The 25,867-nt window shown below is 60.5% G+C and carries 26 protein-coding genes and 1 pseudogene; 22 read left to right on the top strand and 5 right to left on the bottom strand.

Annotation, left to right across the window (positions count from 1 at the left end; genetic code table 11):
• Positions 1 to 369: 369 nt before the first annotated feature.
• Complete coding sequence (locus tag BN2475_RS11605; RefSeq protein ID WP_245841273.1) at positions 370 to 1,938, top strand: flavin monoamine oxidase family protein; 1,569 nt, start codon at positions 370 to 372, stop codon at positions 1,936 to 1,938.
• A gap of 22 nt (positions 1,939 to 1,960) precedes the next feature.
• Positions 1,961 to 2,350, top strand: coding sequence for a c-type cytochrome (locus BN2475_RS11600; protein WP_245841283.1), 390 nt, complete (start codon positions 1,961 to 1,963; stop codon positions 2,348 to 2,350).
• Positions 2,351 to 2,890: 540 nt separating this feature from the next.
• Here BN2475_RS11600 and BN2475_RS11590 read toward each other — a convergent pair.
• Positions 2,891 to 3,580, bottom strand: coding sequence for a response regulator (locus BN2475_RS11590; RefSeq protein WP_094779667.1), 690 nt, complete (start codon positions 3,578 to 3,580; stop codon positions 2,891 to 2,893).
• A 421-nt stretch (positions 3,581 to 4,001) separates the two neighbouring features.
• Between BN2475_RS11590 and BN2475_RS11585 the strand changes: the two genes are divergently transcribed.
• Positions 4,002 to 4,376, top strand: coding sequence for a BON domain-containing protein (locus tag BN2475_RS11585; protein WP_094779666.1), 375 nt, complete (start codon positions 4,002 to 4,004; stop codon positions 4,374 to 4,376).
• 432 nt (positions 4,377 to 4,808) lie between these two features.
• Here BN2475_RS11585 and BN2475_RS11580 read toward each other — a convergent pair whose 3' ends face one another.
• On the bottom strand, positions 4,809 to 5,555 hold the full coding sequence (locus BN2475_RS11580) for an SDR family NAD(P)-dependent oxidoreductase (RefSeq protein ID WP_094779665.1): 747 nt from the start codon (positions 5,553 to 5,555) through the stop codon (positions 4,809 to 4,811).
• A 369-nt stretch (positions 5,556 to 5,924) separates the two neighbouring features.
• Here BN2475_RS11580 and BN2475_RS11575 point away from each other — a divergent pair, with 369 nt between their 5' ends.
• The 9 genes and pseudogenes from BN2475_RS11575 to BN2475_RS36330 all read left to right on the top strand — a co-directional run.
• A complete protein-coding gene (locus BN2475_RS11575) occupies positions 5,925 to 6,737 on the top strand; it encodes an MBL fold metallo-hydrolase (RefSeq protein WP_094779664.1) in 813 nt (270 codons plus the stop codon).
• A gap of 137 nt (positions 6,738 to 6,874) precedes the next feature.
• Positions 6,875 to 7,504 carry a hypothetical protein gene (locus tag BN2475_RS11570; RefSeq protein ID WP_245841269.1) on the top strand — a complete coding sequence of 210 codons (630 nt, stop codon included), beginning with the start codon at positions 6,875 to 6,877 and terminating at the stop codon, positions 7,502 to 7,504.
• Between the two features lie 198 nt (positions 7,505 to 7,702).
• Entirely contained in the window at positions 7,703 to 8,839 is a 1,137-nt protein-coding gene (locus BN2475_RS11565) for an amine dehydrogenase large subunit (protein ID WP_094779662.1), read from the top strand.
• Positions 8,840 to 8,852: 13 nt separating this feature from the next.
• Positions 8,853 to 9,341 carry a MauE/DoxX family redox-associated membrane protein gene (locus BN2475_RS11560; protein WP_094779661.1) on the top strand — a complete coding sequence of 163 codons (489 nt, stop codon included), beginning with the start codon at positions 8,853 to 8,855 and terminating at the stop codon, positions 9,339 to 9,341.
• Entirely contained in the window at positions 9,341 to 9,949 is a 609-nt protein-coding gene (mauD, locus tag BN2475_RS11555) for a methylamine dehydrogenase accessory protein MauD (RefSeq protein ID WP_094779660.1), read from the top strand. The genes BN2475_RS11560 and mauD overlap by 1 nt, the downstream gene beginning before the upstream one ends.
• Positions 9,950 to 10,020: 71 nt before the next feature.
• Positions 10,021 to 10,749, top strand: a complete 729-nt coding sequence (locus BN2475_RS11550) for an aminotransferase class III-fold pyridoxal phosphate-dependent enzyme (RefSeq protein WP_245841267.1) — start codon at positions 10,021 to 10,023, stop codon at positions 10,747 to 10,749.
• A gap of 10 nt (positions 10,750 to 10,759) precedes the next feature.
• Entirely contained in the window at positions 10,760 to 11,566 is an 807-nt protein-coding gene (locus BN2475_RS11545; protein WP_094779659.1) for a phosphotransferase enzyme family protein, read from the top strand.
• Positions 11,567 to 11,594: 28 nt separating this feature from the next.
• Complete coding sequence (locus BN2475_RS11540) at positions 11,595 to 12,023, top strand: porin (protein ID WP_245841266.1); 429 nt, start codon at positions 11,595 to 11,597, stop codon at positions 12,021 to 12,023.
• Positions 12,024 to 12,137: 114 nt separating this feature from the next.
• Positions 12,138 to 12,296, top strand: a pseudogene (locus BN2475_RS36330) (transposase); the annotation flags it as partial.
• Positions 12,297 to 12,383: 87 nt separating this feature from the next.
• On the opposite strand, the gene BN2475_RS11530 reads toward BN2475_RS36330, so the two are convergent.
• On the bottom strand, positions 12,384 to 14,165 hold the full coding sequence (locus BN2475_RS11530; protein ID WP_094779657.1) for a PHA/PHB synthase family protein: 1,782 nt from the start codon (positions 14,163 to 14,165) through the stop codon (positions 12,384 to 12,386).
• Positions 14,166 to 14,490: 325 nt separating this feature from the next.
• Between BN2475_RS11530 and BN2475_RS11525 the strand changes: the two genes are divergently transcribed.
• Positions 14,491 to 14,652 (top strand): DUF1328 family protein, encoded by a 162-nt coding sequence (locus BN2475_RS11525; RefSeq protein ID WP_094779705.1) that lies wholly within the window; start codon positions 14,491 to 14,493, stop codon positions 14,650 to 14,652.
• Positions 14,653 to 15,297: 645 nt separating this feature from the next.
• Complete coding sequence (locus tag BN2475_RS11520; protein WP_143325774.1) at positions 15,298 to 15,543, top strand: hypothetical protein; 246 nt, start codon at positions 15,298 to 15,300, stop codon at positions 15,541 to 15,543.
• Between the two features lie 438 nt (positions 15,544 to 15,981).
• Here the strand turns inward: BN2475_RS11520 and BN2475_RS11515 are convergent, their stop codons facing one another.
• Entirely contained in the window at positions 15,982 to 16,437 is a 456-nt protein-coding gene (locus BN2475_RS11515) for a ribonuclease (RefSeq protein WP_094779655.1), read from the bottom strand.
• A 487-nt stretch (positions 16,438 to 16,924) separates the two neighbouring features.
• Between BN2475_RS11515 and BN2475_RS11510 the strand changes: the two genes are divergently transcribed.
• Complete coding sequence (locus tag BN2475_RS11510; RefSeq protein WP_162494328.1) at positions 16,925 to 17,719, top strand: DUF899 domain-containing protein; 795 nt, start codon at positions 16,925 to 16,927, stop codon at positions 17,717 to 17,719.
• A gap of 87 nt (positions 17,720 to 17,806) precedes the next feature.
• Here BN2475_RS11510 and BN2475_RS11505 read toward each other — a convergent pair whose 3' ends face one another.
• Positions 17,807 to 18,175, bottom strand: coding sequence for a hypothetical protein (locus BN2475_RS11505; protein ID WP_094779654.1), 369 nt, complete (start codon positions 18,173 to 18,175; stop codon positions 17,807 to 17,809).
• 438 nt (positions 18,176 to 18,613) lie between these two features.
• Here BN2475_RS11505 and BN2475_RS11500 point away from each other — a divergent pair, with 438 nt between their 5' ends.
• The 7 genes from BN2475_RS11500 to BN2475_RS11470 form a co-directional block, all read left to right on the top strand.
• Entirely contained in the window at positions 18,614 to 20,146 is a 1,533-nt protein-coding gene (locus BN2475_RS11500; protein WP_094779653.1) for an amino acid permease, read from the top strand.
• Between the two features lie 26 nt (positions 20,147 to 20,172).
• Positions 20,173 to 20,955 (top strand): SDR family NAD(P)-dependent oxidoreductase, encoded by a 783-nt coding sequence (locus tag BN2475_RS11495; protein WP_094779652.1) that lies wholly within the window; start codon positions 20,173 to 20,175, stop codon positions 20,953 to 20,955.
• Positions 20,956 to 21,078: 123 nt separating this feature from the next.
• Positions 21,079 to 22,077 carry a helix-turn-helix domain-containing protein gene (locus BN2475_RS11490; protein ID WP_094779651.1) on the top strand — a complete coding sequence of 333 codons (999 nt, stop codon included), beginning with the start codon at positions 21,079 to 21,081 and terminating at the stop codon, positions 22,075 to 22,077.
• Positions 22,078 to 22,372: 295 nt separating this feature from the next.
• On the top strand, positions 22,373 to 22,651 hold the full coding sequence (locus BN2475_RS11485) for a metal/formaldehyde-sensitive transcriptional repressor (RefSeq protein ID WP_094779650.1): 279 nt from the start codon (positions 22,373 to 22,375) through the stop codon (positions 22,649 to 22,651).
• A gap of 8 nt (positions 22,652 to 22,659) precedes the next feature.
• Positions 22,660 to 23,952 (top strand): CDF family Co(II)/Ni(II) efflux transporter DmeF, encoded by a 1,293-nt coding sequence (gene dmeF / locus BN2475_RS11480; RefSeq protein ID WP_094779649.1) that lies wholly within the window; start codon positions 22,660 to 22,662, stop codon positions 23,950 to 23,952.
• Positions 23,953 to 23,955: 3 nt separating this feature from the next.
• Positions 23,956 to 24,189, top strand: coding sequence for a DUF1289 domain-containing protein (locus BN2475_RS11475; RefSeq protein WP_094779648.1), 234 nt, complete (start codon positions 23,956 to 23,958; stop codon positions 24,187 to 24,189).
• Between the two features lie 498 nt (positions 24,190 to 24,687).
• On the top strand, positions 24,688 to 25,867 hold a 1,180-nt coding region (locus BN2475_RS11470), incomplete at its 3' end, for an MFS transporter (RefSeq protein WP_143325773.1).

Here is a 25,867-nt window from a genome sequence, read left to right as displayed (position 1 = left end):
CATCGGCTGATCGGAGTCTGACTCTGTGCTCATCGCGGAGGACTGCTTGCCGGCAATGCGCAGGTCGAACGCGTGCAAGCTCGATTTCAGTGGAAGTAGGCAGCCTCCTGACGTTCGCGCCAAAAACGGGCGCGTGACGACCAACTTCGCGCGCTCACCACCGGTGCTTCTGGTGTTCGATTCACGACCCTCGACGGGTGATCGCATAAAATGAACTAGTCCGTTTCAGTACGCCCAAACGCAATCGCCAAGCATACAAATCCCGATGACTCGGGCCTTTGCAATCTGGGATGCCATCTGATTTCGTTCGCCATCGCATCTCTCCAGTCGGGGCATCACGTCCTTATGTCGAGAATGACCGCAAATACGATGAGCCGCCGGCACCTGCTGACGCTGATCGGCAAGAACCTCGGCGCGGCCGCCATGATGCAAGGTATGGACACGTTGGGGTTCGCCGCTACCTCGACCTACGCCGGACCGATCAGACTCGATGGCGCGACCGAAGGAACGCGAATTCTCGTGCTCGGCGCGGGCATGGCTGGCCTCGTCGCGGCCTTTGAGTTGAGGAACGCGGGCTACCACGTGCAGGTGCTCGAGTACAACGACCGCGCGGGTGGTCGGGCCTGGACTGTCAGGGGCGGTGATCGTTATACAGAACTCGGCGGTGCCACCCAGTACTGCGAATTCGCTGACGGGCTCTATCTGAACCCAGGGCCGTGGCGCATCCCGTATCACCACCAGGGCGTACTCGACTATGCAAAACGCCTGAAGGTGCGGCTCGAGCCGTTCATTCAGGTCAATTACAACGCATACCTGCATTCGACGGAGGCTTTCGGTGGCAAGCCGCAACGATTCCGGGCGGTGCAGACCGACTATCAAGGCTATATCGCCGAGCTGCTTTCCAAAGCAATCCGAAAGGACGCACTCGATGATGCGTTGTCAGTCGAAGATGCGCATCTGCTACTCGAATCCCTGCGCCAATGGGGTGCGCTCGGTGGGGATGGTCGCTATCAGGCGGGCCGGCGAAGCAGTGAACGCCGCGGATTCGCGACCGCACATGGCGGTGGTCTGATGCCCGAGGCGGTGCCGTCGAATCTGCTCCCGCGCGACCCCTTGCTTGCATCGCGTTTGTGGCAATGGCTCTCGTCTGGAAACGAGCTGGACTTCCAGAGCACTATTTTCCAGCCCGTCGGCGGCATGGACAGGATTGCCCATGCGCTTCATTCGCAGGTCGCGAGCGCCGTAGTGTTCAACGCCAGAGTCACGGCCATCTTGCAGGACGAGCAAGGCGTCACAGTGCGCTATACCGATACGACCACCCGGACCGAACGGAACGCGTACGCTGATTGGCTGGTGTGCACCATTCCGCTGTCGATTCTTAGTCAGATCGACATTGCGGTCGGCCCGGCCATGCGCGCCGCGATCGATGCGGTGCCTTACGAGACATCGGTGAAAATCGGGTTGCAATTCGGCCGACGATTCTGGGAAGAAGACGAGCAGATCTACGGCGGCATCACGCATACTGACCTGCCGATCTCGACGATCGGCTATCCGGCAACAGGTTACGGATCGATCGGTCCTGCGGTGCTGCTCGGCGCCTACATGTGGGGGCCCGCCAGCTATGAGATGGGTGCGCTGCCCCCTGCCGAACGGATCGCGGTGGCATTGAGCCAGGGCAGCCAGATTCATCCGCAGTATGCGCGCGAGTACCAGAACGGCTTCGCGATGAGCTGGAGCCGATCACCGTTCACGAATGGCTGCTTCGCCGCATGGACGGATGCGCTGAGAGAAGCGCATTACGCGAATCTCTGTCAGATCGACGGACGGATCGTCCTAGCCGGAGAGCACGCTTCCCATATCCCGGCATGGCAGGAAGGCGCCGTGCTGTCGTCACTGGATGCGATCACTCGGTTGCATCGGAGAATCGTCAATGGATAGGCCGACCCTGATCCTCAGCGTGATGCTGATGGCCTTGCTGATGGGAGCCGCGACGGTGTCGCCTCAGGCCGTGGCACAGGACGCACCACGCACTTTCACGATTTCGCCGGGCGACCGCTTCACCGAAAAAACCGGCGAAGCGCTTTACAACGCTACCTGCGCGGGATGCCATATGCGGGATGGAAAAGGCGCCCAGGGCGCGGGTCACTACCCGGCGCTCGCTGACAACCCGGCAGTCGAAGTAGCACCCTACGTCATCGTCAGCGTACTGCACGGCCGAAAGGCGATGCCGTCGTTTGGCGACGCGATGAATGATGATCAGGTCGCTGCTGTCGTCAACTACACGAGAACCCATTTCGGCAACCGATTTGCTGGAAGTGTCACGCCGGACCAGGTTAGAAGTTTGCGCTGAGTTCGCGTGGCATGGCTATCGCCCGGCCTCTCTCCCGCACCCTCCAACGCTTCACGAGACTGATGGCACGATGTGCGCGGATCTGTTTCGGCGCGGCGACGGCGAGCTTCAGTTTCAACGTTGATATTCTGGCGCTGCTTTCGTGACACGAGTGTGCCGCTTTCATACGGTTGCTTCGCCGCGCGTCGCTGTCAATGGCGCTGTCCGTTCCAGCCTGTCACCACCTTGCGATCGTGCGTCGCGTCTCGGAGAACAACGGGCACTCGCGAGATGAAATCGTTGGCGAATTCTCGGCCAAAGCCGCCACTGGGCGGGGCTGTGTTCTGCGTCAACAGTGTCGTGTCGCGGATGCTGACGTTGGCGGCGTCATGCGCCGGACGGCAACTTTTAGGATCGACGAACTCACAATTTCGACCCTGAGCGGGAGTTCAAGCACTCAGTTGAGTTGCCAGAAAACGGACGTTTAACCCTTAGCTTTGGGGCGACCGTTACTCGTAGACTACGTGACGGGAAGGCATCGACGTCCCCTGCGATCTCCAATCAACGAGCAGCGCGAAGAACTTTTAGAACATACTCGAAGAGTTCCGGAGGCCGATTTGTACAACCAATTGCACCGCGCTTGCGTGCTTCCGCCTGGTGCTCCGATGAACGTGAGCCCGCGTAAATAATGTATGGCGTCTGGTTCCCCGAAGCGCGAAGTTTTTCTAGCAATGTATAGCCGGCGCGAGGATCGGGTGGGCGTCCCATATCGGAAATGATTGCCATGAAGTTGTCTGCTCTAATCTTTTCGAGCGCCTCGTCGGTTGAGCGAGCCAGTACGAATGTGATCCCGAGCGCCTCAAGCGATTGGCGCTCATAGCTATTGTTTTCCGGACGGTCGTCGACCCAAAGGATCGTTGACCTGGAAGCCTTGCGTAGGAGACGAGGCGTTACTTCGTCTTGCACCAGATTTACTGCATCTTTCGCTTCATTAGCAGCTAGCTCTGGTTGCTCAACGTCCGGACGATTTGCCGCTGCCGCGACGAGTGCAGCAGTCACCTCGACCTGTTTGAGCTTTGCCGAAGCCTCAAAGCCTGCCCCTTTAAACGAAAACTCCCCTAATGATCGCAAGAAGTCCTTTAGCGTAGGTCCAAATCGAATCAGTGCGAAGGCGACTAGAGCTGGCCAGACTAGTGCTGAGACAAGCCTCGAGACCGAATCGATAAGTTTTGTAATTTCTTCGACACTCATGTTTTCGCGGCCGTATGTGACGAGAAGCGATTAATACGCACTGGCGAGCACATCGCTCGCACCATGGTACGAATTCACCACGGGCGTGCTGCTAACTGTCGGTGAAGTGTATCGCGTTATACGAAATTTTAAGCCACATGGTCGATGACGATATCTGTACGGGCTGCTGTAACAATAATTTTCGTCATTGATAGCGATTGTGCATACGCCGATTGTTTACGCCAACATGAGACGTTCGTGATGGACTGCTATTGGGCCGCACTGAGTCCCACGGTCTGCTACGTCGGATCGCATCGCGTGCCTCGCTCCATGCAGAAGGCATAGCCGACCCCTTGAGTCATTCACCGATACCGACGAACCTACACGAAGACCGCCCGCAAAGTTGCGGACTTGTGGGTCTATCGTCTTTTGCTGAAGGGGCATGAATGTGAGTGGTGCGAGCGTCAAAATCTACACGATCCTGGTTATGGTCCCCATGAGTTGTGGCCCGATCCATGCGGGCGCGCACACGGGTGGGAACACGGGTGCTGGCACGACAGTGCATCGGGTGGCGTACTCGACGTCGCGGCTTCAGAACAGGCCGGATAGTGCGGTGAGTCGTGACGTCCGCAGCGCTCTCAGGCGGACACCGAGCCTGGATGCTACAGGGATTCGGGTCAGGGCGCGCCTCGGCGTCGTGACGCTCACGGGATGGGTGCCTGAGCACAGGCAGATCGCGCTCGCCGGCAACGCGGCAAGGTCGGTGCGCGGAGTCAGGTCGGTGGCGAATCAGTTGACCTTGCGAAACAGCCGTTAGCCAGCGACTCGAGAAAATGAAGTGAGTACATCACGGGTAGGCTTCGCGATGAACGCCACATAGCGGCAGTGACCAGCAGGGCGGATCGGTCATTCGGTTGGCCCGCAAATGCGCGGGCCGATGGCCCGCTCGTTTATCAACGAGCAAGGTGAGTGACGGCTTTCGGTACGGACGAATGTCTCTTCCGGGTCCGAGTGCTGTCCTCCCGCACGACGGAGCGGCTAGCGTAGTCGCGAGCGCTATGCGAACGCGAGCAAGTGACAACCGGCGGCGGAAGACTGATCGGTATCGAGATTCGCAGCGCATGGGGAGTAGCTTCCGAAACCGCGAGCTAGCCCTGCATCCGAAGCAATGCAATCAGCGAGGTTCGGCGGAATGTTTCGCTGCTCCACGTCACTTCAGCGACGATCTCGCACCGAACCGGCTGGAGGCTCATATGAAAATCACGCCTCCGTTGACGGGAATCGTCTGGCCCGTGATGAACCCGTTGCCGACGACCATCAGTACGACCTGTGCCACCTCGTCCACATCGCCGAGCCGTCCGACTGGCAGTCGCTCCGCGACGTTCGCTGCCTTCAGTGGCGCGGCCATTTCAGTGTCGATCAGTCCCGGCGCCACCGCATTCACGGTAATCCCCTCGCGCCCGAGTCGCGCTGCATACCCTCGCGTCAGACCCTCCAGGCCCGCTTTCGAGGCGTTGTAGTGAACGCCGACCAGGCCGGCTCCGCGCGCAGCGGCCGACGAGAGGTTGACGATGCGACCCCAGCGCCGTGTTCGCATGCCCGGCAGCACCGCCTGCGTGCACAGGAACGCCGACTTCAGGTTGACCGCAAGCGTCCGGTCGAATTCCGCTTCCGTGAGATTGTCGAGGTCGAAGGACTTACCCGTGCCGGCGTTGTTTACGAGTATATCGACGGCGCCAAGACGGTCTTCCACCTCCGCTATCATCCCCTTGACGTCATCTCCCACCGATACGTCGGCGCATATGGCAATCGCACGGCGCCCGGCGCGTTCAATTTCAGCAACGACCTGGGCAGCTTCATCACCTCGCCGTCGGTAGTTGACGGCGACTTGCGCACCAGCTGAAGCAAGCGAGATGGCAATCGCGCGTCCGATGCCTCGCGAACCACCGGTCACCAGGGCAACGCGGTTGTTTAGATCGGGAGAAAGGGCAGACATGAAGACCTCCAATCCTGATGAAGATGACTAGACACGCGGCGGCCGCGCCGTCGCGCGTAGCGTCGCTGAACGACACATTGCCGCAAGCTGGATTCTTCCTGTTCGATGCGTCGACGCAGGAAAGATGCCCGGCGCCCCTGTCTCCGAACAGCTATCGACTCGCTTCTGTAGCGCTATAGTTATTGATGACCCTTGCAACGCGACGACCATACGGGCAGTTGCACTTTAGTGGTCGCGTAACCATCGGTCCGAGTACCGCGAAACGCCAACGATCGTCGACGGGGTGACACCTCACGGTGACCTTGCGCATGCAAACCGTTTCAATGGCCGACCGGTTGCCTCGCCGACGCCGTCCCAGGCGAGTGGTACATAGACACAGCGTGCATCAATTGCGGTGCATCGCGTCACGTCGCGCCTGGGCTGATTGTCGAACGAAACGACAAGAGTGTCTTCGTGCGGCAGCCCGTTACGCCCGAAGAGCACGTCGCTGCCTGGCGTGCGGTGTTCGTATGTCCTACGGGGTCGGTACGCAGTGAAACGAAGCAGCCTCGTCCGAGCGCCGCGATCTTTCCACAGCCGATCACGTCGGCTGTGTGGCGCTGCGGATTTAACGCACGGTCGTCGTTTGGCGCGCACTCTTACTTTGCGGGGCGTCCGGACGGCAATCTGCTGATCGACTCACCACGCTATGCGGCCGAACTCGTGAAATGGTTTGATGACAACGGCGGTATCGCGCACATCCTTCTGTCGCATCGTGACGACGTCGCGGACGCAGATAAATACGCCCGTCAATTCGGCGCGCGTGTCTGGATTCACCGGGAAGACATGTCGGCTGCGCCCTATGCAACGGACGTGCTCGACGATGGATCGGCGACGGACGTTGCGGCCGGCGTGCGCGCGATCCCTGTGCCCGGGCACACACGCGGTAGCGTCGTGTACCTGCTCGATGACAGCGTGTTGTTCTCGGGTGATTCGCTCGCCTGGAGCCCGCACGCGCGGGACCTCGTCGCGTTCAGGGACGCGTGCTGGTACTCATGGTCTGAGCTCACCGAATCGCTTGGCAAGCTATCCGCGTATCGCTTCGACTGGTTGCTTCCGGGTCACGGCTGGCTCACGCACTTGCCGGCCGAGGAAATGCGTGCCCGCTTGCTCGCGTTAGTGGTTCGCATGCGGAAGGATTGAAGTCGCCGGAATGCCCCGTCAGGTATGACGTGTTTCCGCTTCATCGGCTTCTGGAACCCACCCCAAAATCTCGCCGTATACGACAAGGGCGTCTGCTATCGGACTGGGCAGACGCCTGATTACACAGGCGATGCCCAGTGTTGGAATTTGCCGGGTTTAACCTGGCGAAATCACGCAAGGAACGCCTGCCATCTCGCGGTGCGCGGGAAAGCCTGCCCCCGCGGCAGCTTGACGTCCCCAACCTCCAATATCGGCAAACCGAATGCCGTCATATAGCGGCGGCCGGATTTTTGAGGGATCATCCGACCCGATCAGGCTGCGGGATCCAACGCTACTCATTACCCATGGAAAACGGGCTTTTATTGTATCCAGTCGCGGCGCTTCACGTCGAAGCGACTGGCGAGCCACTTTGGTTCCGGCGTGCACCCAACTCGCACGCGTCGGTCATTTCCGATTTCGGTGACGTGCCCGACGTGCTCATGCGTCTGCCGGAGTGCTGGTGCGTCGTCCCAGGCGCGCAGCTCGAAGGCTTGCACGACGACGAGGACATCGTGAGCGCCGACCCGCGCTTCAACGGCGCACTCCCGCGTCACAACTTCGCGGTCATTCGCCATACGGACCGCCGCATCAATGTCGCGCTCCTGTTGATCAATGCCGCGGAAGCGGTTCTGTTGCCCGCGCGCATGTTCGGCTCGCGCGATCTATTCGAAGCCTGTGTGCCCGGCGTCGAACAGGCGATCGGCGAAGAAGTCGGGCAGGGCGCGTAAGCCGCGTCTCGCGCATACGGGTCATCCCGGCTATTCATAGCTTCAGGAAAATGCGCTATGGCGCGTTGTAAGCGCGTCATCGGGTTCGTAAGAAATACGTAATAAATATGGCGATCGTTTGCCGATTTGGGAGCTGGTTCCGCATTTTTCTACAGCTAAATTTCGCAAGGCCAACACGAATGTTCTTGCGGAGAAGAGATGCTACGGAAATGGAGATGGGCGCTGCTGATGGTGAGCGGCGCCGCGATATCGGCCCACGTGCTCGCGGTCGAAAAGGCTGAGGACCTGACGATCGCGAAGATGCCGGCGTACAGCCCGCACCAGATATACGTCCTGGACGTCAACGTCAGCTCGATGACGGACGCGCGCACGTACGTTCTCGATGGCGACAGCGACCGCTTTCTCGGCCAGATCGATGCCGGCTTCGCGATTAGCCCCGACCACAAGACGACCTACGTCGCAACCACTTACTTCGCCCGCGGCTCGCATGGCGCGCGCACGGATGTGGTCGAAACGACGGACAACTCGACGCTTCAGGTTACGGGCGAAGTCGTGATCCCGCCGAAGCACGCGCAAAGCGTGCCGTCGCCGTATAACACGGCGCTTTCTCACGACGGCAAGTGGCTCTGCGTCGCGAACGTGACACCCGCCATGTCGGTCACCGTCGTCAACACGGCCACGCATCAGGTCGCTTCCGAGATCGATACGGATGGCTGCGTGCTCGCCTACCCTTCGGGTGACGACCGCTTCACGTCGCTGTGCGAAAGCGGTAAGGCGTTGACCGTCGTGCTCGGCACGAACGGCAAGGAGAAGAGCCGCAAGCTGTCGGATCCGTTCATCGATGTCGCAAAAGATCCGGCATTCGTGAACGCATCGCGCAGCGGCAACACATACTGGTTCGCCACCTTCAACGGCAAGGTGCGCAGCGCCGACTTCAGCGGCCCCGCGCCCGTGTTCGGCACACCATGGTCTCTCGTAACGCCGGACGAGGCGAAGGCCGGATGGCGCCCGGGCGGCCTGCAGCAAACTGCGCTGCACGTGCCGACGCAGCGTCTTTTCGTGGCGATGCACAAGGGTACCGAAGATTCGCACAAGGACCCCGCGAGCGAAGTCTGGGTGTTCGACCTGAAGACGCACAAGCGCATCGCGCGCTGGAAACTCGCAGACCTGAAGATCGATCCGCTCCTATCGATCCAGGTGAGCGAGGACGCGCATCCGCTCTTCTACGGCATCACGACGAACTCCGACGTGGTCGTGGCCGACGCGGCGACGGGCAAGCTCAAGCGCGTTCACAAGCAGACGGGCACGACGTCGTCGCTGCTGATCAATCCGTGACGAGGTGCATGCCATGAACACCAGCTTCGTCGTCGATCCGGTCGTCTCGACAGTTGCACTTGCTACCACATCGATCATCACCTTGACGCTCGCACTGCCGAAAGTGACGCGCCAGTCCGATTTGCGTCAGGCCGTCGCGGGCTTCCGGTTGCTGCCGCATGTGCTGGTCACGCCGTTCGCGCTCGCCTTGCTGTTCGTGCTCTTTGCGCTAGCTCTTGGTATCAACGTGGCGCGCGGGCGCACCGACATCGACTGTGGTTGCAATGGCTTTCGCCAGTCGGGCGACGCCGTGGCCCACTCGATCGGCTGGGCGCACGTGGCGCGCACGCTGCTGCTGGCCGCGCTTGCTGCGCTGGTGTGTGTGCCGCAAAGCGAGCGCGCGGTTGTCTGGTTCGACTACCTGAGCGTGCTCGGCGCGACGCTTCTCGCCGTTGCCGCTTTCTTTACCCTGGACGTGCTGCTCGCCAACCGTCCCAAGCTGAATCACCTGAGGAACTCGTAATGGAAAACGCACTGTTGATCTCTAACGCTTTGCTGTGGCTCGGCGTGCTCGCGCTCGGCGCCATCTCGCTCGCGCTCGTGCGCCAGATCGGCATTCTGTACGAAAGGATGATGCCCGTCGGCGCGTTGATGATCGACAAGGGACCGGCCGTCGGCACCGTGGGGCCGTCGTTCGAGCTGAGCGCGCTCGACGGCCGCCAGCTCAAGGTGGGCGGGATCTCGCCCGTGGGCCGCAGCACGCTCGTGTTCTTCCTCTCGCCGAGCTGCCCGGTGTGCAAGAAGCTGCTGCCGCTGCTGCCGTCGATCCAGGCGCGCGAAACAGCCACGGACATCGTGCTCGCGAGCGACGGCGACACCACCGAACACGCGGCCTTCTACAAGAAGCTCGGCCTGAGCCAGTTCCCATATGTGCTCTCGCAGGAGCTGGGCCTCGCTTACCAGATCGGCAAGCTGCCCTATGCACTCCTCATCGACGAAACGGGCAAGGTCCGCGCGAAGGGTCTGGTGAATTCGCGCGAACACCTCGAAAGCCTGTTCGAAGCGAAGGAACGCGGAGTTGCATCGCTGCAGGAGTTCGTCAATGCGGATCACGCAGATCAGCACGCCTGAGCACGACATTACAGATCAGAACGACAGGACGACAAGTATGAAATGGTTCGACAATTTTTTCGAGCTAAGAGGTGCAGGCAGCCATCGACGCGTTCGAGGCCGACGGCGTGCGCGTCGCGGGCCTGCTGATGTGCTCGGGCCTTTCCTGCGAAGGCTTGCCGGACGTACCCGCAGGCTATCTTGCGCGCGCCGTGGAGAAGGTGCGCCGCGCGGGCGGCGTCTATATCTCCGACGAAGTGCAGGGCGGCTTTGGCCGCTTCGGCTCGCATTTCTGGGGACATCAGAAGCTTGGCGTGACGCCCGACATCGTCACGATGGGCAAGCCCATGGGCAACGGCCATCCGCTCGCGGGCGTGGTGGCGCGCCGGGAACTGATCGAAGACTTCGCCGAGCGCAATCCGATGTACTTCAACACGTTCGCGGGCAACCCCGTGTCGTGCGCGGCGGGCATGGCGGTGCTCGACGTGATCGCCGAGGAAGGGCTGCAGCAGAATGCGCAGACCGTGGGCCGATACGTGATCGGGAGCCTGCGTGCGCTCGCGGCGAAGCATGCGGCCATCGGCGACGTGCGCGGCAGCGGCCTCTTCTTCGCCGTCGAGATGGTGGAGGACCGGGCAAGCAAGGCGCCGGCCGGCAGCGTGGCGCGGCGCGTCGTCAACGCGATGCGTGAGCGCGGCGTGCTCATCAGCCGTATCGGCCTGCACGACAACATCCTCAAGATCCGGCCGCCCATGCCGTTTTCGACGGCCAACGCCGATCAGCTGATCGACACCCTCGACGCCGTGCTCAATTCCCTCTGAGAGGATCGCGATGACCCGTACAGAAGACGCGTGCGCGTCGGAGGACGCGTTCGCGCTGCAACGTCTCGCCACGCAGGCGCTCGCGCTCTGGGACCTTGGCGACTGCGTGATCGCGCCGATCAAGATACGCGAGAACGCCGTGTTTCGTGTGGCTAGCCGTGACGGCCGCCGCGCGGTGCTGCGCATACACAGGCTCGGCTATCACGACGATGCCGCGCTGCACTCGGAGTTCGAGTGGATGCAGGCGCTCGCGAGCGCGGGCGTCGAAGTGCCGCGCGTGATGAAGTCGAGCGCAGGGCGGCCGTTCGAGCGCGTGCATAGCGACGAGCTGCCGGCGGGCCGTCAGGTCGACGTGCTCGAATGGGTCGACGGGCGGCAGCTCGGCGCGCTCGAATCGGGCCTCGACGGCGGCGAGGAGGACATCGCGGGCCGCTACTGCACGCTAGGCGGCATGGCGGCGCGCATGCACAACCACACGAGCGCATGGCGGCCGCCTGCGGGCTTCAGGCGGCACAGCTGGTGCGAGGAAGGGATCGCGGGCGACGAGCCGCTGTGGGGGCGCTTCTGGGAACTGGAGCCGCTGAGTGGATCGCAACGGCGCCTCTTCGAGCGCGTGCGCGAGGCGATCTGGACCGACCTGCGCGCGTATGGCAAGGACGATGCGCAGTTCGGCCTGATCCACGCGGATCTCGTGCCCGAGAACGTTCTCGTGGACGGCGAGCGCGTGCGCGTGATCGACTTCGACGATGCGGGCTTTGGCTGGCATCTTCACGGCATACGCCAACGGGGCATCGCCGCTCTCACAGTCGTTGAATAAGGCCTACGTACCTGCTCAGGCATACCAGGTGGCGATCGCCGCTGCAAACTATACGGTGGGTGCCGTAACCCTCGCAGCATCGTTTTCGAACGTGCAGTACGCGAACCTTGGACCCGAATTTCTTAATGGCACGGCAATATTCAATAACGTCGACGTTGGTGCCTTGTACCGATTTACCCCATTCCTGAGTGCGGCGATTGCATACAATTACCTGAAAGCTAATGGCGTGGCTACGGCTAGTGGTACGACGGTGGGAAACCAGCACTATCACCAGGTTTCGCTTGTGACTGATTACCTGCTTTCAAAAAGGACGGACCTCTATTTCGGCGCCGGTTGGCAGCGCGCGTCAGGCACCTCGTCGCTTGGTAAGCCGGCAGTTGCCGATATCGATAACCTGGGTGACTCCTCTAACAATCAACAGCTGATGTTTCGCTTAGGCATTCGGCACAGGTTCTAGGGACGTTCGTCACAAGACGAGGCTTGCGAATGCACAAATGGCGGAAGACGGACTCTATTCCGTTGCGGTGTCACCGATGCGCGGTTTCATCGGTTCATGACGGACTCTATTGTTGCGGATCAAAGCGGTGCCCCGGACGGGGTTGTGCCGGCTGATGCGGGTTATGGAAACGATGCGGCGTTTCGCGATGCCGTTGGTGAACTCGAACTGCAATGCGCGCTGGGCATCGTCAGCGCTTTCCATATGGGCCAGCAGGCCGAACGGCCTGCACCAACGGGCCGGACATAAGCGTGCTGCCTTGACCTGTAACCGATGTGCAAACCCTGCTTGCAATCCGGGAGGCGTCCACATAAGCGACTCTTAGGGTTCGAGTACGTAAGTGCCGGGCGCGTCGCACAGCCCGGACTCGACCGGTGCTGCGCCAGATGCGATTTTCTCGCCGGAATGCGCCATGAGCCAGTGTTGCCAGCGCGGCCACCACGAACCCTCGTGCACGACGGCCTGCGCGTACCACTCGTCTGGATCCAGATAGGGTGCATTCTTGCGACGCGTACTGAAGCGATAGCGGCGTCCGGGATGTCCAGGTTCGGAGATGATGCCAGCATTGTGCCCTCCCGAGGTGAGCAAGAAACTGATCTCCGCATTGCTCATCAGATGCAGCTTATATACGGAGCGCCACGGCGACACGTGGTCCCGTTCGGTGCCCACTACAAACGTCGGCAACCTGACATCGGCGAGCGCCACCGCGCGGCCGCGCACATAGTACCCACCCTCGGCCAGCGCATTGCGCAGGTACAGCTCTCGTAGCGTCTCGCTGTGCATCCGGTATGGCAGGCGCGTCGTGTCCGCGTTCCACGCCATCAGATCTGTCGGTACGGTGTGTTTGCCGAGAAGATATTCCCGCATCATCCGCGACCAGATCAGGTCGCGTGAATGGAGCAACTGGAAGGCGCGAGCCATCTGCGTGCCTTCGAGACAGCCCTGATCCCACATGAGGGCGTCGAGATCCGCAAGTTCATTCCACCCGACGTACAGACCGAGTTCACCCGGCTCGCTGAAATCCGTCTGCGCTGCGAAGAGCGTGATCGTCCTGAGTGGCGTCGCGCTGTCTCGTGCAAGCGCCGCGGCGGCGATGGCAAGCAGCGTCCCGCCCAGGCAATAGCCTGCTGCATGAATTGAGGCGGCGCCGCTTGCCCGACACACCTGCGTGACTGCATCGAAGATACCGCGCTCAAGATAATCATCCAGCCCGAGGTCGCGTGCGTCCTCACGCGGGTTTTTCCAGGAGACCATATAGACCGTGTGACCGCGTTCCACCAGATAGCGCACGAGCGAGTTGTGCGGCGACAGGTCGAGAATGTAGTACTTCAGAATCCACGACGGTACGATGAGTAGCGGTTCAGGCCATACGGTCGTGGTTTGCGGTGTGTACCGGATGAGTTCGATCAGTTCATTGCGATACACCACCTTGCCCGGCGTGATCGCGACATGTTGTCCGACACAGTGGGCAATGCACCGCCTTGGCGAAGTCCGCGGGCTGTAACCGGCAAGCACCTCCTGCTGGTCGTCAAGCCAGCGACGCCCGCCCTCGATGAAATTGCGCCCGCCCGTTCCCATCATCTCGCGCAGTACTTCCGGGTTGAGCCACCAGCAATTGCTGGGCGAAAGCATATCAGTCCATTGCCGCGCAGCGAAGCTAACCATGTGCTCATGGTGCGGCGTGACACCCTGCAGGCCTGTGGTGGCGTTCTTCCAGAATGACTCCATCTCGAAGAAGGCGTCGCGCAGCAGATTGAATGGCCAGCGTCCCCAGGCGGGATCGGCGAAACGCGGATCAACGCTGTGGTCAAGCTCCGCGGTATCGCCGACGGAGCCGGGTTCGGTTTGGGGCATCACTGGCAAGAACGCCTGTGCCCATTGGTGCCAAAGCGCGCACTGTTTGCCTGGCGAGCGCGCCATGCTGAGCGCCCAGTCCAGCCACGCCAGTTGGAGCGCCGGCGCCGGAAGCCGGCCGACGGCGCGGCCGAAGAGCGCATGAGCGTAGCGATCGAGCAGCGCGGCGGCGGCATCGAGCGACACCTCAGCGCTTCTCTCCTTGACAGGACCATCGCGTCCTTTGGACTGGACAGCAGTCTGAGTCATCGCATTCCTCTACAGGTGAGCCTTGCCGATGTCATCATCCGGGCCATTCGGCCCGATGATGGGCCCGACTAACTTTTCGGGTAGCAAGCAGCGAGCCTGCCCAAATCCCCGGTTCAACGTCAGCAAAGGCGGCGGGCAATCGGCAGAGTGCATCGGCGGCGTGCTTCGGTTTGTTCATGATTTGCTCCCGGGTAATGGCGCGGTTCCCGTAAACCGGCGTTCCCGATTGCGGCATGCAAGTTGCGGCGTGTTAAAGCGTAACAACAGCCACCTCAATTTTCAGCGCCTTCGGCGTCACCCACGAATGACCTCAGGGAGCCGCGTGATGCTTTACTACTCGATCGTGTTTTTCGTGATCGCCGTCATCGCCGGGATTTTTGGTTTCGGCGGCATAGCGGCCGGTGCCGCTGGCATCGCGAAGATCCTCTTCATCATCTTCGTTATCCTGTTTATTGCCAGCATCATCTTGCGTGAAAGGCGGTTCTGACGACGCCACGCAAGAACGTGCCGCCTCGTGACTACGGAGGTAATGGAACAGGTCGCGTCGCCGTGCATCGAAGGGTTCTTGCACGTGGCGCCGCTGCGCGAGACGGAAGCACAAGGGTCATCACGAGCATCCTGCATGGTTAGCACGCTGCGCAAGAGTGATCTCATGATCGACCTGATAACGTCCGCGGCAAGGAGGATCCGAACATTCTCGGACGATATGAAAGAGCCTCTGGACTGGGTTCGATCAGGCAACCTCAAGGTTGCTTGGCACACAGGTCGAACGCAGCGGCACTGCAATGCCGGCAAGCTCCGCGATTTGCCAAGTCCATGCGTCCAGCGGTGGCGCCGACGACCGGCTTTTGTAATAGCTTCGATTGGCATGATGCGAGGAATTTATTGAGCGATTCGAGTTCGTAGAGGCCCGTTTTGTGGCCTGGTTTGTAGCGCTGGATGACCTCGCCGGACCACGGTCATCCGGCTGATCGCGTAGCGAGGCACGCCGAGTATTTCAGCGGCCTCCGTCGCGCTTACTCTCTTTCCCTTGGCGATATTCAATTCATACCCCAGTGTTTGGGCGTTGTTTCTATAATTCGTTGTGCTGTTCGGGTCATTCCTGGATTTGTGTATACAAGGGGAGACGGATATGTCACGCCACATCATTGATCGGGATGAGCTGCTCAGAATCATCAATGAGCATCTCGAGTCTTTGCCGGTGTGCAGAAATCTTCATATATCCGGTATCGACGTTGATCCGACTCGGCAGCATGGAGGGAACTGGATCACGACCGGCTTACGTCGATCGGGTGATGACCATGACCAGAACGCATGCTCCGACGAAATCAGGCAATTCATGGCGGATTTGCAAGCTCGCTATGACATCCCGACCTGACCAGGTCTCGACAACGCGGCGCGATATTCATCAACCCGCTCATCAACCCGCTCGTCAATCTTCTGTGTCTCGCCTTCGTGGCACAGCACGGCCGCCCGGCGCACCGGAAGCGGCGACCAGGGACGAGTTGCTTCACTATGTCGCCGACATGTCCCGGACATTGGAAATAACCGCTGACATAACCGACAGCGACCGGCTGCACGACCCTCGCGCAAACGCGCAGATCAAGGTACTACTCGACGACGCGAAACACCAATTGGCAGCGCTAAGGAAGCGAGCGGCGCCTCTGTGATGTGTCGGGATAGTGGCGAATAAATGTCTGAAATCCGTCTGCTTGCGGTCATCCGGATAAAGTTAGCCACCGTCTGTTCCTAACCGCGCCAGGTCCGATCATCGACCAAAGAGTGCGCGGTTGGCTGGGACCGACCCACTACTGATTCATCCTGCAATGCGTTTGAAACTGGCGTAGTAATCGTCGGTGTAGTAGCAGTCGCTGGTCTGCTTGCGCGGTCCACCACATACGATGCGGCGCTGCCCGCGATCCGCCGAGCCAGGCGTGCGAACTGTGTATGCGTGGTAGTAGCCGCGCGGATGCTGCGGCAGCAATGCCGCGCTGTTGCGAAACAAGACACCGTCCTCGCCAAAAGGATAGGGGCCGCCCGCTTTGATCAGACGCAGTGTTTCGGCTGCTTCCCCCGGCAACTGCGCCTTGGTCACGGCGGCCAGCGCGCCCGATGCGGCGGGTGCGCCGCTCGCGGCCTGCCCCGGCTGCCCCGGCGCCTGACTCGCGGATGCGCCCGGTTCCTGAGCAGCGTTTTGCGATCCGTTCTTGCCGCATCCGCCGAGGATCGCGCTCAAGGCGAGGATGCAGGAGAAAGCCCACGCTCGTTTCACGAAACGGTTGTCTCCGGGTTGACCAGCATTCGACGACCACGAACGATTTAAGGGTATCGCTAAAGGCAGAGTGAATCAATGTTCGGCCGGAAATACCAATTTGTTCTCGACAACTCAGGGCGTGAAGCGGAAGTCCGCTCGCCGTCGACCGAGCTCACGTCCATGACCCAATCCAGATGTCGAGCTCATCTGAAGACGTTCCGGAATGGGGCCGTGCTCGACCATGGTGTTTCCTCGACCCGCAAGCGCGTAAGTATCGTCGCGCAGTACCACGCGGTTCAAGGCGCCAGGGAATCACCCGCTTTGGGCCACGCGCGGCGGCTGTAATCAGCGACTTCATCGAAATACCGCCACACTTGTTACTCCCAACGTTCGGTTTACGGGTCCAAACTACCTCACGCCAAACATCAAGCGACGCGTAGCGGATGGAACCGCGCTTCAGCCGCGAGGCGCAGGAATTTGCCCAAATCAGGAGGTTGCAAAAGCCATGACTACATCAGCCGAGAACGGAAGGAAAGACGGACAGCCTGCCATGCTCACACCACCGGTCGTGTCATCGCAGGCGTGGGAGGCAGCACGCGAGCAGATGCTTGTGAAGGAAAAGGCCCTGACCCGTGCCCGTGACGCCCTGGCCGCCGAGCGCCGCCGAATGCCGTGGATGGCCGTGGAGAAGGCATATGCATTTGAGGGGCCTGCGGGCCGGGCCAGCCTGCTGGACCTATTCGACGGTCGGCGTCAACTGATCGTCTACCGCGCTTTCTTCGAGCCGGGCGTGTTCGGCTGGCCTGAGCACGCCTGCCGGGGCTGCTCCATGGTGGCCGACCAGGTGGCCCACGTCGCCCACCTGAACGCCCGTGACACCACTCTCGTCTTCGTCTCGCGCGCCCCTCAGGCGGACATCGCGCGATTGGAGGCGCGAATGGGTTGGGAGATACCGTGGTTCAGCCTCACGGACAGCTTCGACGCTGACTTCGGCGTGGACGAGTGGCACGGCACGAACGTGTTCTACCGCGACGGCGACTGCGTATTCCGCACCTACTTCATCAACAACCGCGGCGATGAACAGATGGGGGGCACCTGGAATTACCTCGACATCACGCCGCTGGGTCGGCAAGAGGTCTGGGAGGACTCGCCCGAGGGCTATCCTCAGACTCCAACCTACAAGTGGTGGAACTGGCACGACAGCTACGTCGCAGAGGCACCGCCCGACAAGAAGTGGGTCGAGGTGTCGGACGCCGGAGAGGCGGCGTTCCGGAACCAACATACAAACGCGAAGCCGTGAACCAGCCCTGTTCCGGCGTGCAGACCCCACTGGCGGCGACGGCCGTTCCGAGGGGTCTGCGATCGACCGTAGAGAAAGGCGATCGCCTTAGACGTTGCGCAAACTGTCAACATCAGTCTTCTGCTGGATTACAGACCCCTCCGACGAGCCCGGTATTCGCGCAGTGTTAGAGCGGTGATCTTGCTCGAGCAGCAGGTCAACAGATGAAAGCCTGATCACTCTGCCATGCCCGAAGATGGCACGCTGTTGAACTGCGCGCTGGATTCGTTGTTTCCCGAGTTCAAATGCGAGAGCTAGTTGCCTCGCGCTCGTATCTGCAGCGCCGAGCTCTTCGCAAATTACTTTAACCGGTAGCGCAAACGAGCAGTATCCCCAGCCGAAGCCGAAGGCCGAAAACAATATTGTCGAGCTGCCCACGAGAATTGGACGAGAGATATCGATGTGCGGCTGGTCCACGGGCCCCCCTCTTCAACCAGAACAATTTCGACAGTGCACTGCAACGGTGGCTAGATAGGAGCGCTTTTGACTGGCAATCTCCAAAGTGCGATTTCAAAGGACGCCCTTCCACGATTCAGCAGCTTACTGCGGCGCGTCACGCTGCGCCCCTCCCAGCACGAGGGGGCGTGCAAACCCGGTAGGCATACCGTCGTCGCGCCGTTCGTCAAGACGAACATACGCCGACAGTCGGCCCCGCACGCCTTCAATTTGCGCCCTTTGCCGAAATCCGATAGTGCTTCCGATTTTGGCTTTCTACCTTCCGCGTATCGGAGCGAGACTGCGGCTTCCCGCGGCGGCAGTTGTACGAGTCCGATGGCCCAGGCCGAGCCAGGCGCCGCGATGCAGCATCGCGGTAAGCCCAGGCCTGCAGACAGTGACATCCGGGACGGAGCGCATATGGATACTAAACACCAGTTGAAAACAGCGGCCGACGGCGACGTTGGCCTGCTCCACAAGATGGGGTACGCCCAGGAACTATCGCGGCGCATGAACGGATTCTCGAATTTCGCCGTTTCCTTTTCCGTGATCTGCATTCTGTCGGGTGGTATCACGGCGTTCCAGATGGGATTTTCAGCGGCGGGCGGCGCTTCCATCGGATTGGGCTGGCCGTTGGGGTCAATATTTGCACTGATCGTCGCTGTCTCCATGTCGCAGATCGCTTCCGCGTATCCGACTGCGGGCGGCCTTTACCACTGGGGATCGATTCTCGGCGGAAAATGGTGGGGCTGGGTGACCGCCTGGATCAATCTGATTGGGCTCATTTTCGTCATCGCTGCGATCAATTTCGGCACCTACGATCCATTCTTCAAGACACTGATTGCGCCGATGTTCGGCGTCAATCCCGACAGCCTCAACTGGTGGCATCAAACCGCGTTTCTGACGCTGATTACAGTTTCGCAAGCGTTCCTGAATGCACGCGGAATCCGGATAGCCAGCAAAATCACCGACCTTGCCGGCTATCTCATCTTCATTGTCACGATCGTTCTGGTTGCCGCGCTTCTGTATTACTCGTCCGTCCCGTTTGATCTTCACCGCCTGTTCAGCTTCACCAACTTCACGGGCGCTGTTGGCAGCGCCTGGCCAAAGCAGGCGACTCCCCTCGCGTTTCTTTCCGGACTGCTGCTCGTGACTTACACGATCACCGGATTCGATGCCTCCGCCCACACCTCGGAGGAGACGCACGATGCAGCTCGCAACGTGCCGCGCGGCATCATCGGGTCGGTGTTCTGGTCAGCCGTGTTCGGTTACGTCATGGTCTGCGCTTTCGTTCTCGTGATGCCTGATCTGACTGCCGCAATGAAACAGGGAACGGGTTTCTTTAGCGCGATCCTCGCGCCGATTCCGCCCGCACTCAGGGTCGGTCTCGAACTGGCGATGTTCTTCATCAACTACGTCTGCGGGCTCGCCGCAATCATGTCCACGTCGCGCATGGTATATGCGTTCGCACGCGATGGCGGACTGCCAGGTTCGAAGTACCTGCGCAAGGTGAACGAGCAGCATCGCACGCCTGGCGCAGCGATCTGGACGTGCGCGGTGCTCGCTATCGTCGTGACGCTCTATGGCGACGCGTTCTCGGTCCTGAGCGCAGGCAGTGCGGTGTTTCTTTACATTTCCTACGCGATGCCCATTGCGTCCGGCATGCTCGCGGAGGGCCGCACATGGAACGAGAAAGGTCCGTTTCAGCTCGGCATCTGGTCGAAGCCGTGTGCGTTGCTCGCGCTGGTCGGCGCGTGTGTGCTGGCCTACGTCGGCATCCAGGCGCCGAATGAGAAGGTGCTCTATGTGTTGGTGGGATTCGTGGCGGCGCTCACGGTGATCTGGTACGGCTTCGGTGTTCGTAAGAGTTTCAGGGGACCGCCCGTTCTCGGTTCGCAAGTCAATCTCGACCGTATCCGTCAAATCGAGGCGGGCGTCGATCAGTCCGTTTAAGAACCCCAAGCCCACCAGGAGCAAGCATGACTCAAACGAACCATGGCGGCCGCCTTGCAGGGAAGGTCGCGATCGTGAGCGGCGGTGCCGGCGGCTGCGGTGCGGCGGCGTCGACGCTGTTCGCTGCCGAGGGTGCCCGCGTGGTGATTATCGACCGCGACGGCGATGCGGCCGAAACGCTCGCGGCACGGCTGCGCGATGACGGCAAAAGCGCGCTCGGCCTGCAAGCCGACGTGTCGCGGCAAGCGGACGTACAGAAAGCAGTGGCTGCGGCACGGGCGCAGTTTGGAAACGCCGACGTCCTGTTCAACCATGCCGGTACGCTCATCGTGAAGCCCTTCCTCGAGATTGACGAGACGGAATGGGACTGGCTGATGAGCGTTAACGTCAAAAGCATGTTCCTGATGACGAAGGCGGTATTGCCACAGATGCTGGAAAAGGGCCGAGGCAGCATCATCTGTACATCTTCGATTTCCGCCGTCCTTGCGACGCCGGGCGAAGTGCTGTACGACACCACCAAAGGCGCGTGCCACATGTTTGCGCGCGCCATCGCGGTCGAGTACCGCGACAGGGGAATCCGTTGCAACGCAATCGCGCCGGGCTTCATCCGGACACCGCACGGTATGCGCGAACTGAAGGAGCTTCAGGCGATGGGAGTGGACGCAACGGAAGCAGCGATATCTGCACAGCAAGGACGCTTGTGCGATCCATCGGAAGTCGCGGCGGCAGCACTCTTTCTCGCGTCCGACGATGCGAGCTTTGTCAACGGCACGCATCTGTTCGTCGACAATTGTTTTTCGGCGGTATAGGCGCTGCAATCGGGCTCGGTGACCCGATCGGATGCGAGCGAAAGTGCGCCGCCTGAGGAGGAATAATTTTCGGGCATGAGGCTGTGTACAATTAAAAGCACACGGCGGCACTTTCGAACGACCATGACAGCGCATGCTCAGCCGACCACAGGAGATGTCACGGATGCCTCGCATGCGCAGGCCGTGTCGTATAGCGCGTATCGAGACGTAGACGAACAGGCGAGGGCGTTCGACGGCTGGTCCGCAACCTATACGCAGATATCGGGCGGGGTATTCCATGGCACACTGTCGACCGTTTCGCTAGCCGGCGTTCGCCTTCTGGTCGAAGAACTCGACAAGGTGATCTATCAGCAAGGCGCCATCGCGCCCGATCGGCTGGTGATTGCCGTGCCACTCGAGCTGGAAGGGCACGCGAGACTGTGCGGCGAAAAGAGCGGGCGCGACAGTCTTCATGTGTTTTCCAGTGTGCCGCAGTTCGAGTTCTATTCGCCTGCCCGGCACACTCTGGTTAACGTCGAAATCCAATTGCAATGCCTTGCGTCGGAGCAGACCAGTCTCGTCGCGGCTTCGCTGCGCGCCAAAGCGCTGGCGCCCGTGATTCCCCTCGACGCCGACGTCGCCCAAAACCTGCGCGGTCTGCTTCGCGTCGCGATGGCCGCGAGCACGCGATCGTTGCAGGCCCGCCCGGTCGACGCCGAGGAACGGGAACGCCTGCTGGAGCGCACCATCCTGTATGCGATCTCGGAGACGCTTGCCGTTTATCCCGATACGGTGGGTGCGGGCCGTGAGCGCGATGTGAGGCAATGGATACTGGTAAAAGCGGTTGAGGAAAAGCTGCACGACGCTGCGACATGTCCGCTTTCGATTGCCGAACTCTGCGTGGAACTGGGCGTCAGCAGACGAACGGTGCAGTACGCCTTCAATGAAGCACTCGACCTGAACCCGGTCGCCTATCTGCGAGCGGTTCGTCTGAACCACGTCAGGCGGGAACTGCGATTGGGGCTTTCCGTGACCAACGCGGCGACGAAATGGGGATTCCTTCACCTGGGCAGTTTCGCAAGCGACTATCGCCGCATGTTCGGCGAGTTACCGTCGGCGACGGTCAGGCGCTTTGCGTCGTAAGGGCCTGGAGACGCACCAGGCCCGCTAACGGGTGTTCGGAACACTCGCGTTCAGCGCGCTGGACAAGGCGCTCGAGACGGCGATTCTCTGCGCGAGTCCATTATGGGCTGATTGCCTTCACGACGGCTTTGTGACCGGCAGCGACCTCTCCGAAGACGCTGCTTTTAGGGGCAATCATAGTCAATCCCTTGCCGCCGCAAAGTGGCCGATTGCCACCTCCGCGGAGATATACCCCTCCACCCTATATGGAATCCGATTTTGAAATATACTCCCCCATGGTATAGGGAGGGTAATCATGGGTCACACCGTTCGCGAGAAGCAGAAGCTGCTGAACAGAGTCCGTCGAATCAAGGGGCAGGTTGAGGCCATCGAGCGTGCGCTTGAGGAAGAGCGCGGATGCAACGACGTCCTTCAGCAAATCACGAGCTGCCGGGGCGCGATGAACGGTCTGCTGGCGGTGGTGCTTGAGGACCACATCCGCACCCATCTGGTCGACGTGGACGCAGCCGACGACAAGCACGACGGTAGTGCGACGGAGCAGTTAATCGAAGTGGTCCACAGCTACTTCAAGTAGAGGCGTAGATGAGCGATTTTGAAAACACCGCTTTTGGAGCGGGGCACGATCACATCTTTCTGGGCAATGCCCACGAAAGCAACGAGCGCAAGACATGGGCAGTAATTGCGCTGTGCAGCGCGATGATGCTGATTGAAATCGTCGGCGGCAGCCTGTTCGGGTCGCTTGCGCTGGTCGCCGATGGCCTCCATATGTCGACGCACGCCGGTGCGATGCTGATTGCGGCGCTGGCCTATACCTATGCGCGCAAGCACGCTACCGATTCACGTTTTGTATTCGGCACCGGCAAACTCGGCGACCTGGCGGGATTCTCCAGTGCCATCGTGCTGGCAATGATTGCGTTGCTGATTGGCTACGAAGCGATATCGCGGTTCCTCTCGCCTGTGCCCATCCATTTCGGTGAAGCGATTCCAATCGCCGTGGTCGGCCTGCTCGTGAACATCGCCAGTGTCTGGTTGTTGAGCGGCGACCATCATGGCCACAGTCACGGACACAGCCACGGCCATGGTCATGGTCATAGCCACGGCCATGACGAGCACGCTCACGAGGACGAGGTCCAACGCATATTCGCGCCGTCCGGTGTATTCGCAGTGTCCATCTTTGAAGATGGCGTGCCTCCGGTTTTTCGCATCACGCCTGAAGCCGCAAATTCGAAGCTGAATGCGCAAGCCGTCTCAGTCACGACGATACGGCCTGATGGTACGCGGCAATCGTTCGCGTTTGATGACCGGGGCGGTTACTTCGAGTCGAAAGAAGACATTCCTGAACCGCACGCGTTCAGGGCCATCGTCGGGTTGCCTGATGGCGAGCATGAAGTCGAATTCGAAGAGCACGAGCACGGCCATGACGATGTTCACGAAGCCACTACCCGGGACCACAACATCCGGTCGGCCTACATCCACGTGATGGCAGACGCAGCAGTCTCGGTGCTCGCCATCATTGGGTTGTTGCTGGCACGCACGTTTGGCTGGCTCTGGATGGACCCGCTCGCAGGTGTCATCGGCGCGCTGGTGATTGCGAACTGGTCCTACGGTCTGATGCGCGACACAGGGCGAATTCTGCTCGACATGAACCCCGACCGGAAGATGGCTGACAACGTCCGTCACGTGATTGAAGGCAACGGTGACAAGGTGCTCGACCTTCACGTGTGGCGCCTTGGACCGGGTCACATGAGCGCGGTGGTATCGGTTGCGACCAATGAATCGCAGCGTAACCCGAGCTTCTATCATTCGGCTCTCAAGCGCTTCAAGGGACTCTCGCATGTGACGGTCGAGGTGAATCCCACCGGCGCGGCGACTTGAGTAATGGCAGTCGACTCGCCGTGTATCAACGTGTGTCGAATTGATGGCAAATCGGGTTTGTGCGTGGGATGCTTTCGAACGCGGGAGGAAATTCGCGGCTGGAAGACGATGATCGACCACCGGCGTCATCAGGTCATCAACGACCGGCCGCGTCGAGAGGCGAAGGTGCAGCGGGAATCGCAGCGACTATTGACCTGCGACGAATTCGCAAATGGGCATCCTGACGGCTCGGGTTGAGGTGGCCTGTTTCAAGTTGTCCTCCGCAGCACACTTTGATACCAGGTGGGGGCTCTGTTAACCACGTCCTATCGAGCGCCGGCATTTGCGGCGCTCTTCGTTTCCGCAGCCGCGGATAACGAGTACCCGAGTCAAAGATAGGCAGACACATGGCCGTCGCGCGCCGCTGTCTCGTCGTTTAGACCCGGGCGGCTCAATTGGCCTCAGCAGACTGCGACAGCCATCCCTTACGGGACCTGACAGCAGTATGGGTCTTTTTTTTCTGCATGCCATGGCTGTTGCCGATGCTTTCGTGCGTCCGCATTGAGTGGAAACCAACGTTACGGCAAAGCGCACGCGGGACTGGCCAGTGAGCTTGTATCACTCGGCGGTGCTCAGGCGGCCATAGCCTCACTGACATTGTTCGGCCACGCCAGCTAGTCTTTTCAAGGGACGACGCTTTTTCCGAGGTGGAATCCAGCCTAAAGTGTGGCGCTTCAACCTGACATCAGCGTCATCATGCAAATCGATACACCTACGGCTCCAGCATCCGTGGAAGGAAGTTCAACGTCGGCGGGTCAATGGCTATCCGTCATTGCGGTCGCCGTGAGCGCGTTCGCGTTCGTGACGGCCGAGTTTTTGCCTGTCGGCTTATTGCCGCAAATCGCACACGACCTTGGCGTGTCAACGGGTGTCGCAGGTCTTATGGTCACCACGCCTGGCGTCATGGCCGCAATATTCGCACCGACGCTCATAGTCAGCGCTGGCCGCATGGACCGCCGCTACGTTTTTCTGCTTCTCACCGCGGTGCTCCTGATTGCGAACCTTGTGTGTGCAGTCGCACCGGGCCTTTCGGTCATGCTTGCAGGACGGGCATTGCTCGGCGCTGCTTTGGGTGGCTTCTGGACCTTGGCGACCGCGGCTGCCCCGCGACTTGTGCAAGCAAAGGATGCTGCTAAAGCGACCGCTACCATTCTGACCGGCGTTACCTGTGCAACCGTTATCGGCGTGCCGCTCGGGACGTTTATCGCGTCGTTTGCCTCCTGGCGTCTGGCTTTCGCTGCCACTGCGGGCTTGGTGTCGCTCGCCCTGCTGGCGCAAACGTTCCTGGTGCCTTCGTTGCCGTCGGCATCGGCGTTGCGTCTCGCCGATTTCAAGACGCTACTTGGCCGGTCTCACACAAGGCTGAGCATGATGATGGTCGCGCTCGTCTTTGGAGCGCATTTCTCGACCTACACGTACATTGCTCCGCTACTTGAGCACGACTTCTCGTTGAGTGCCATCACGCTGTTGCTTTTCGGATTTGGCCTTATCGGCTTCTTCTCTAATGCGCTGACGTCAATGGTGGTCTCGGACCATCTCAAGAAGTCTGTCGCCGCGATGGTACTGCTGCTGCTGGGCGCGATGTCTTCGATGTTGCTGCTTGAACATTCGACCATCGGCGAGACTGCGGGGATGCTGCTTTGGGGAATCGCGTTCGGAGCGCTCCCGCTTTGCTTTAGCGTATGGATTCAGCGCGGCACGACAGACTTGCCCGAAGCGGGGTCGGCCATGTTCGTCAGCATTATTCAGGTGGCGATTGCCGTGGGTTCGGCAGTGGGGGGCACCATTGTCGACCGCGCGGGAGTTCACGCTGACTTTACGCTGGGACTTGGACTTGGACTTGGACTCGGACTGCTAGGGAAGCGCCGTGCAATGG

It is taken from the genome of Paraburkholderia ribeironis, assembly GCF_900019265.1.
Lineage (GTDB): Bacteria > Pseudomonadota > Gammaproteobacteria > Burkholderiales > Burkholderiaceae > Paraburkholderia > Paraburkholderia ribeironis.
Note: the sequence above shows the minus strand (reverse complement) of the source record. Positions and strands in the feature narration are given on the sequence as shown.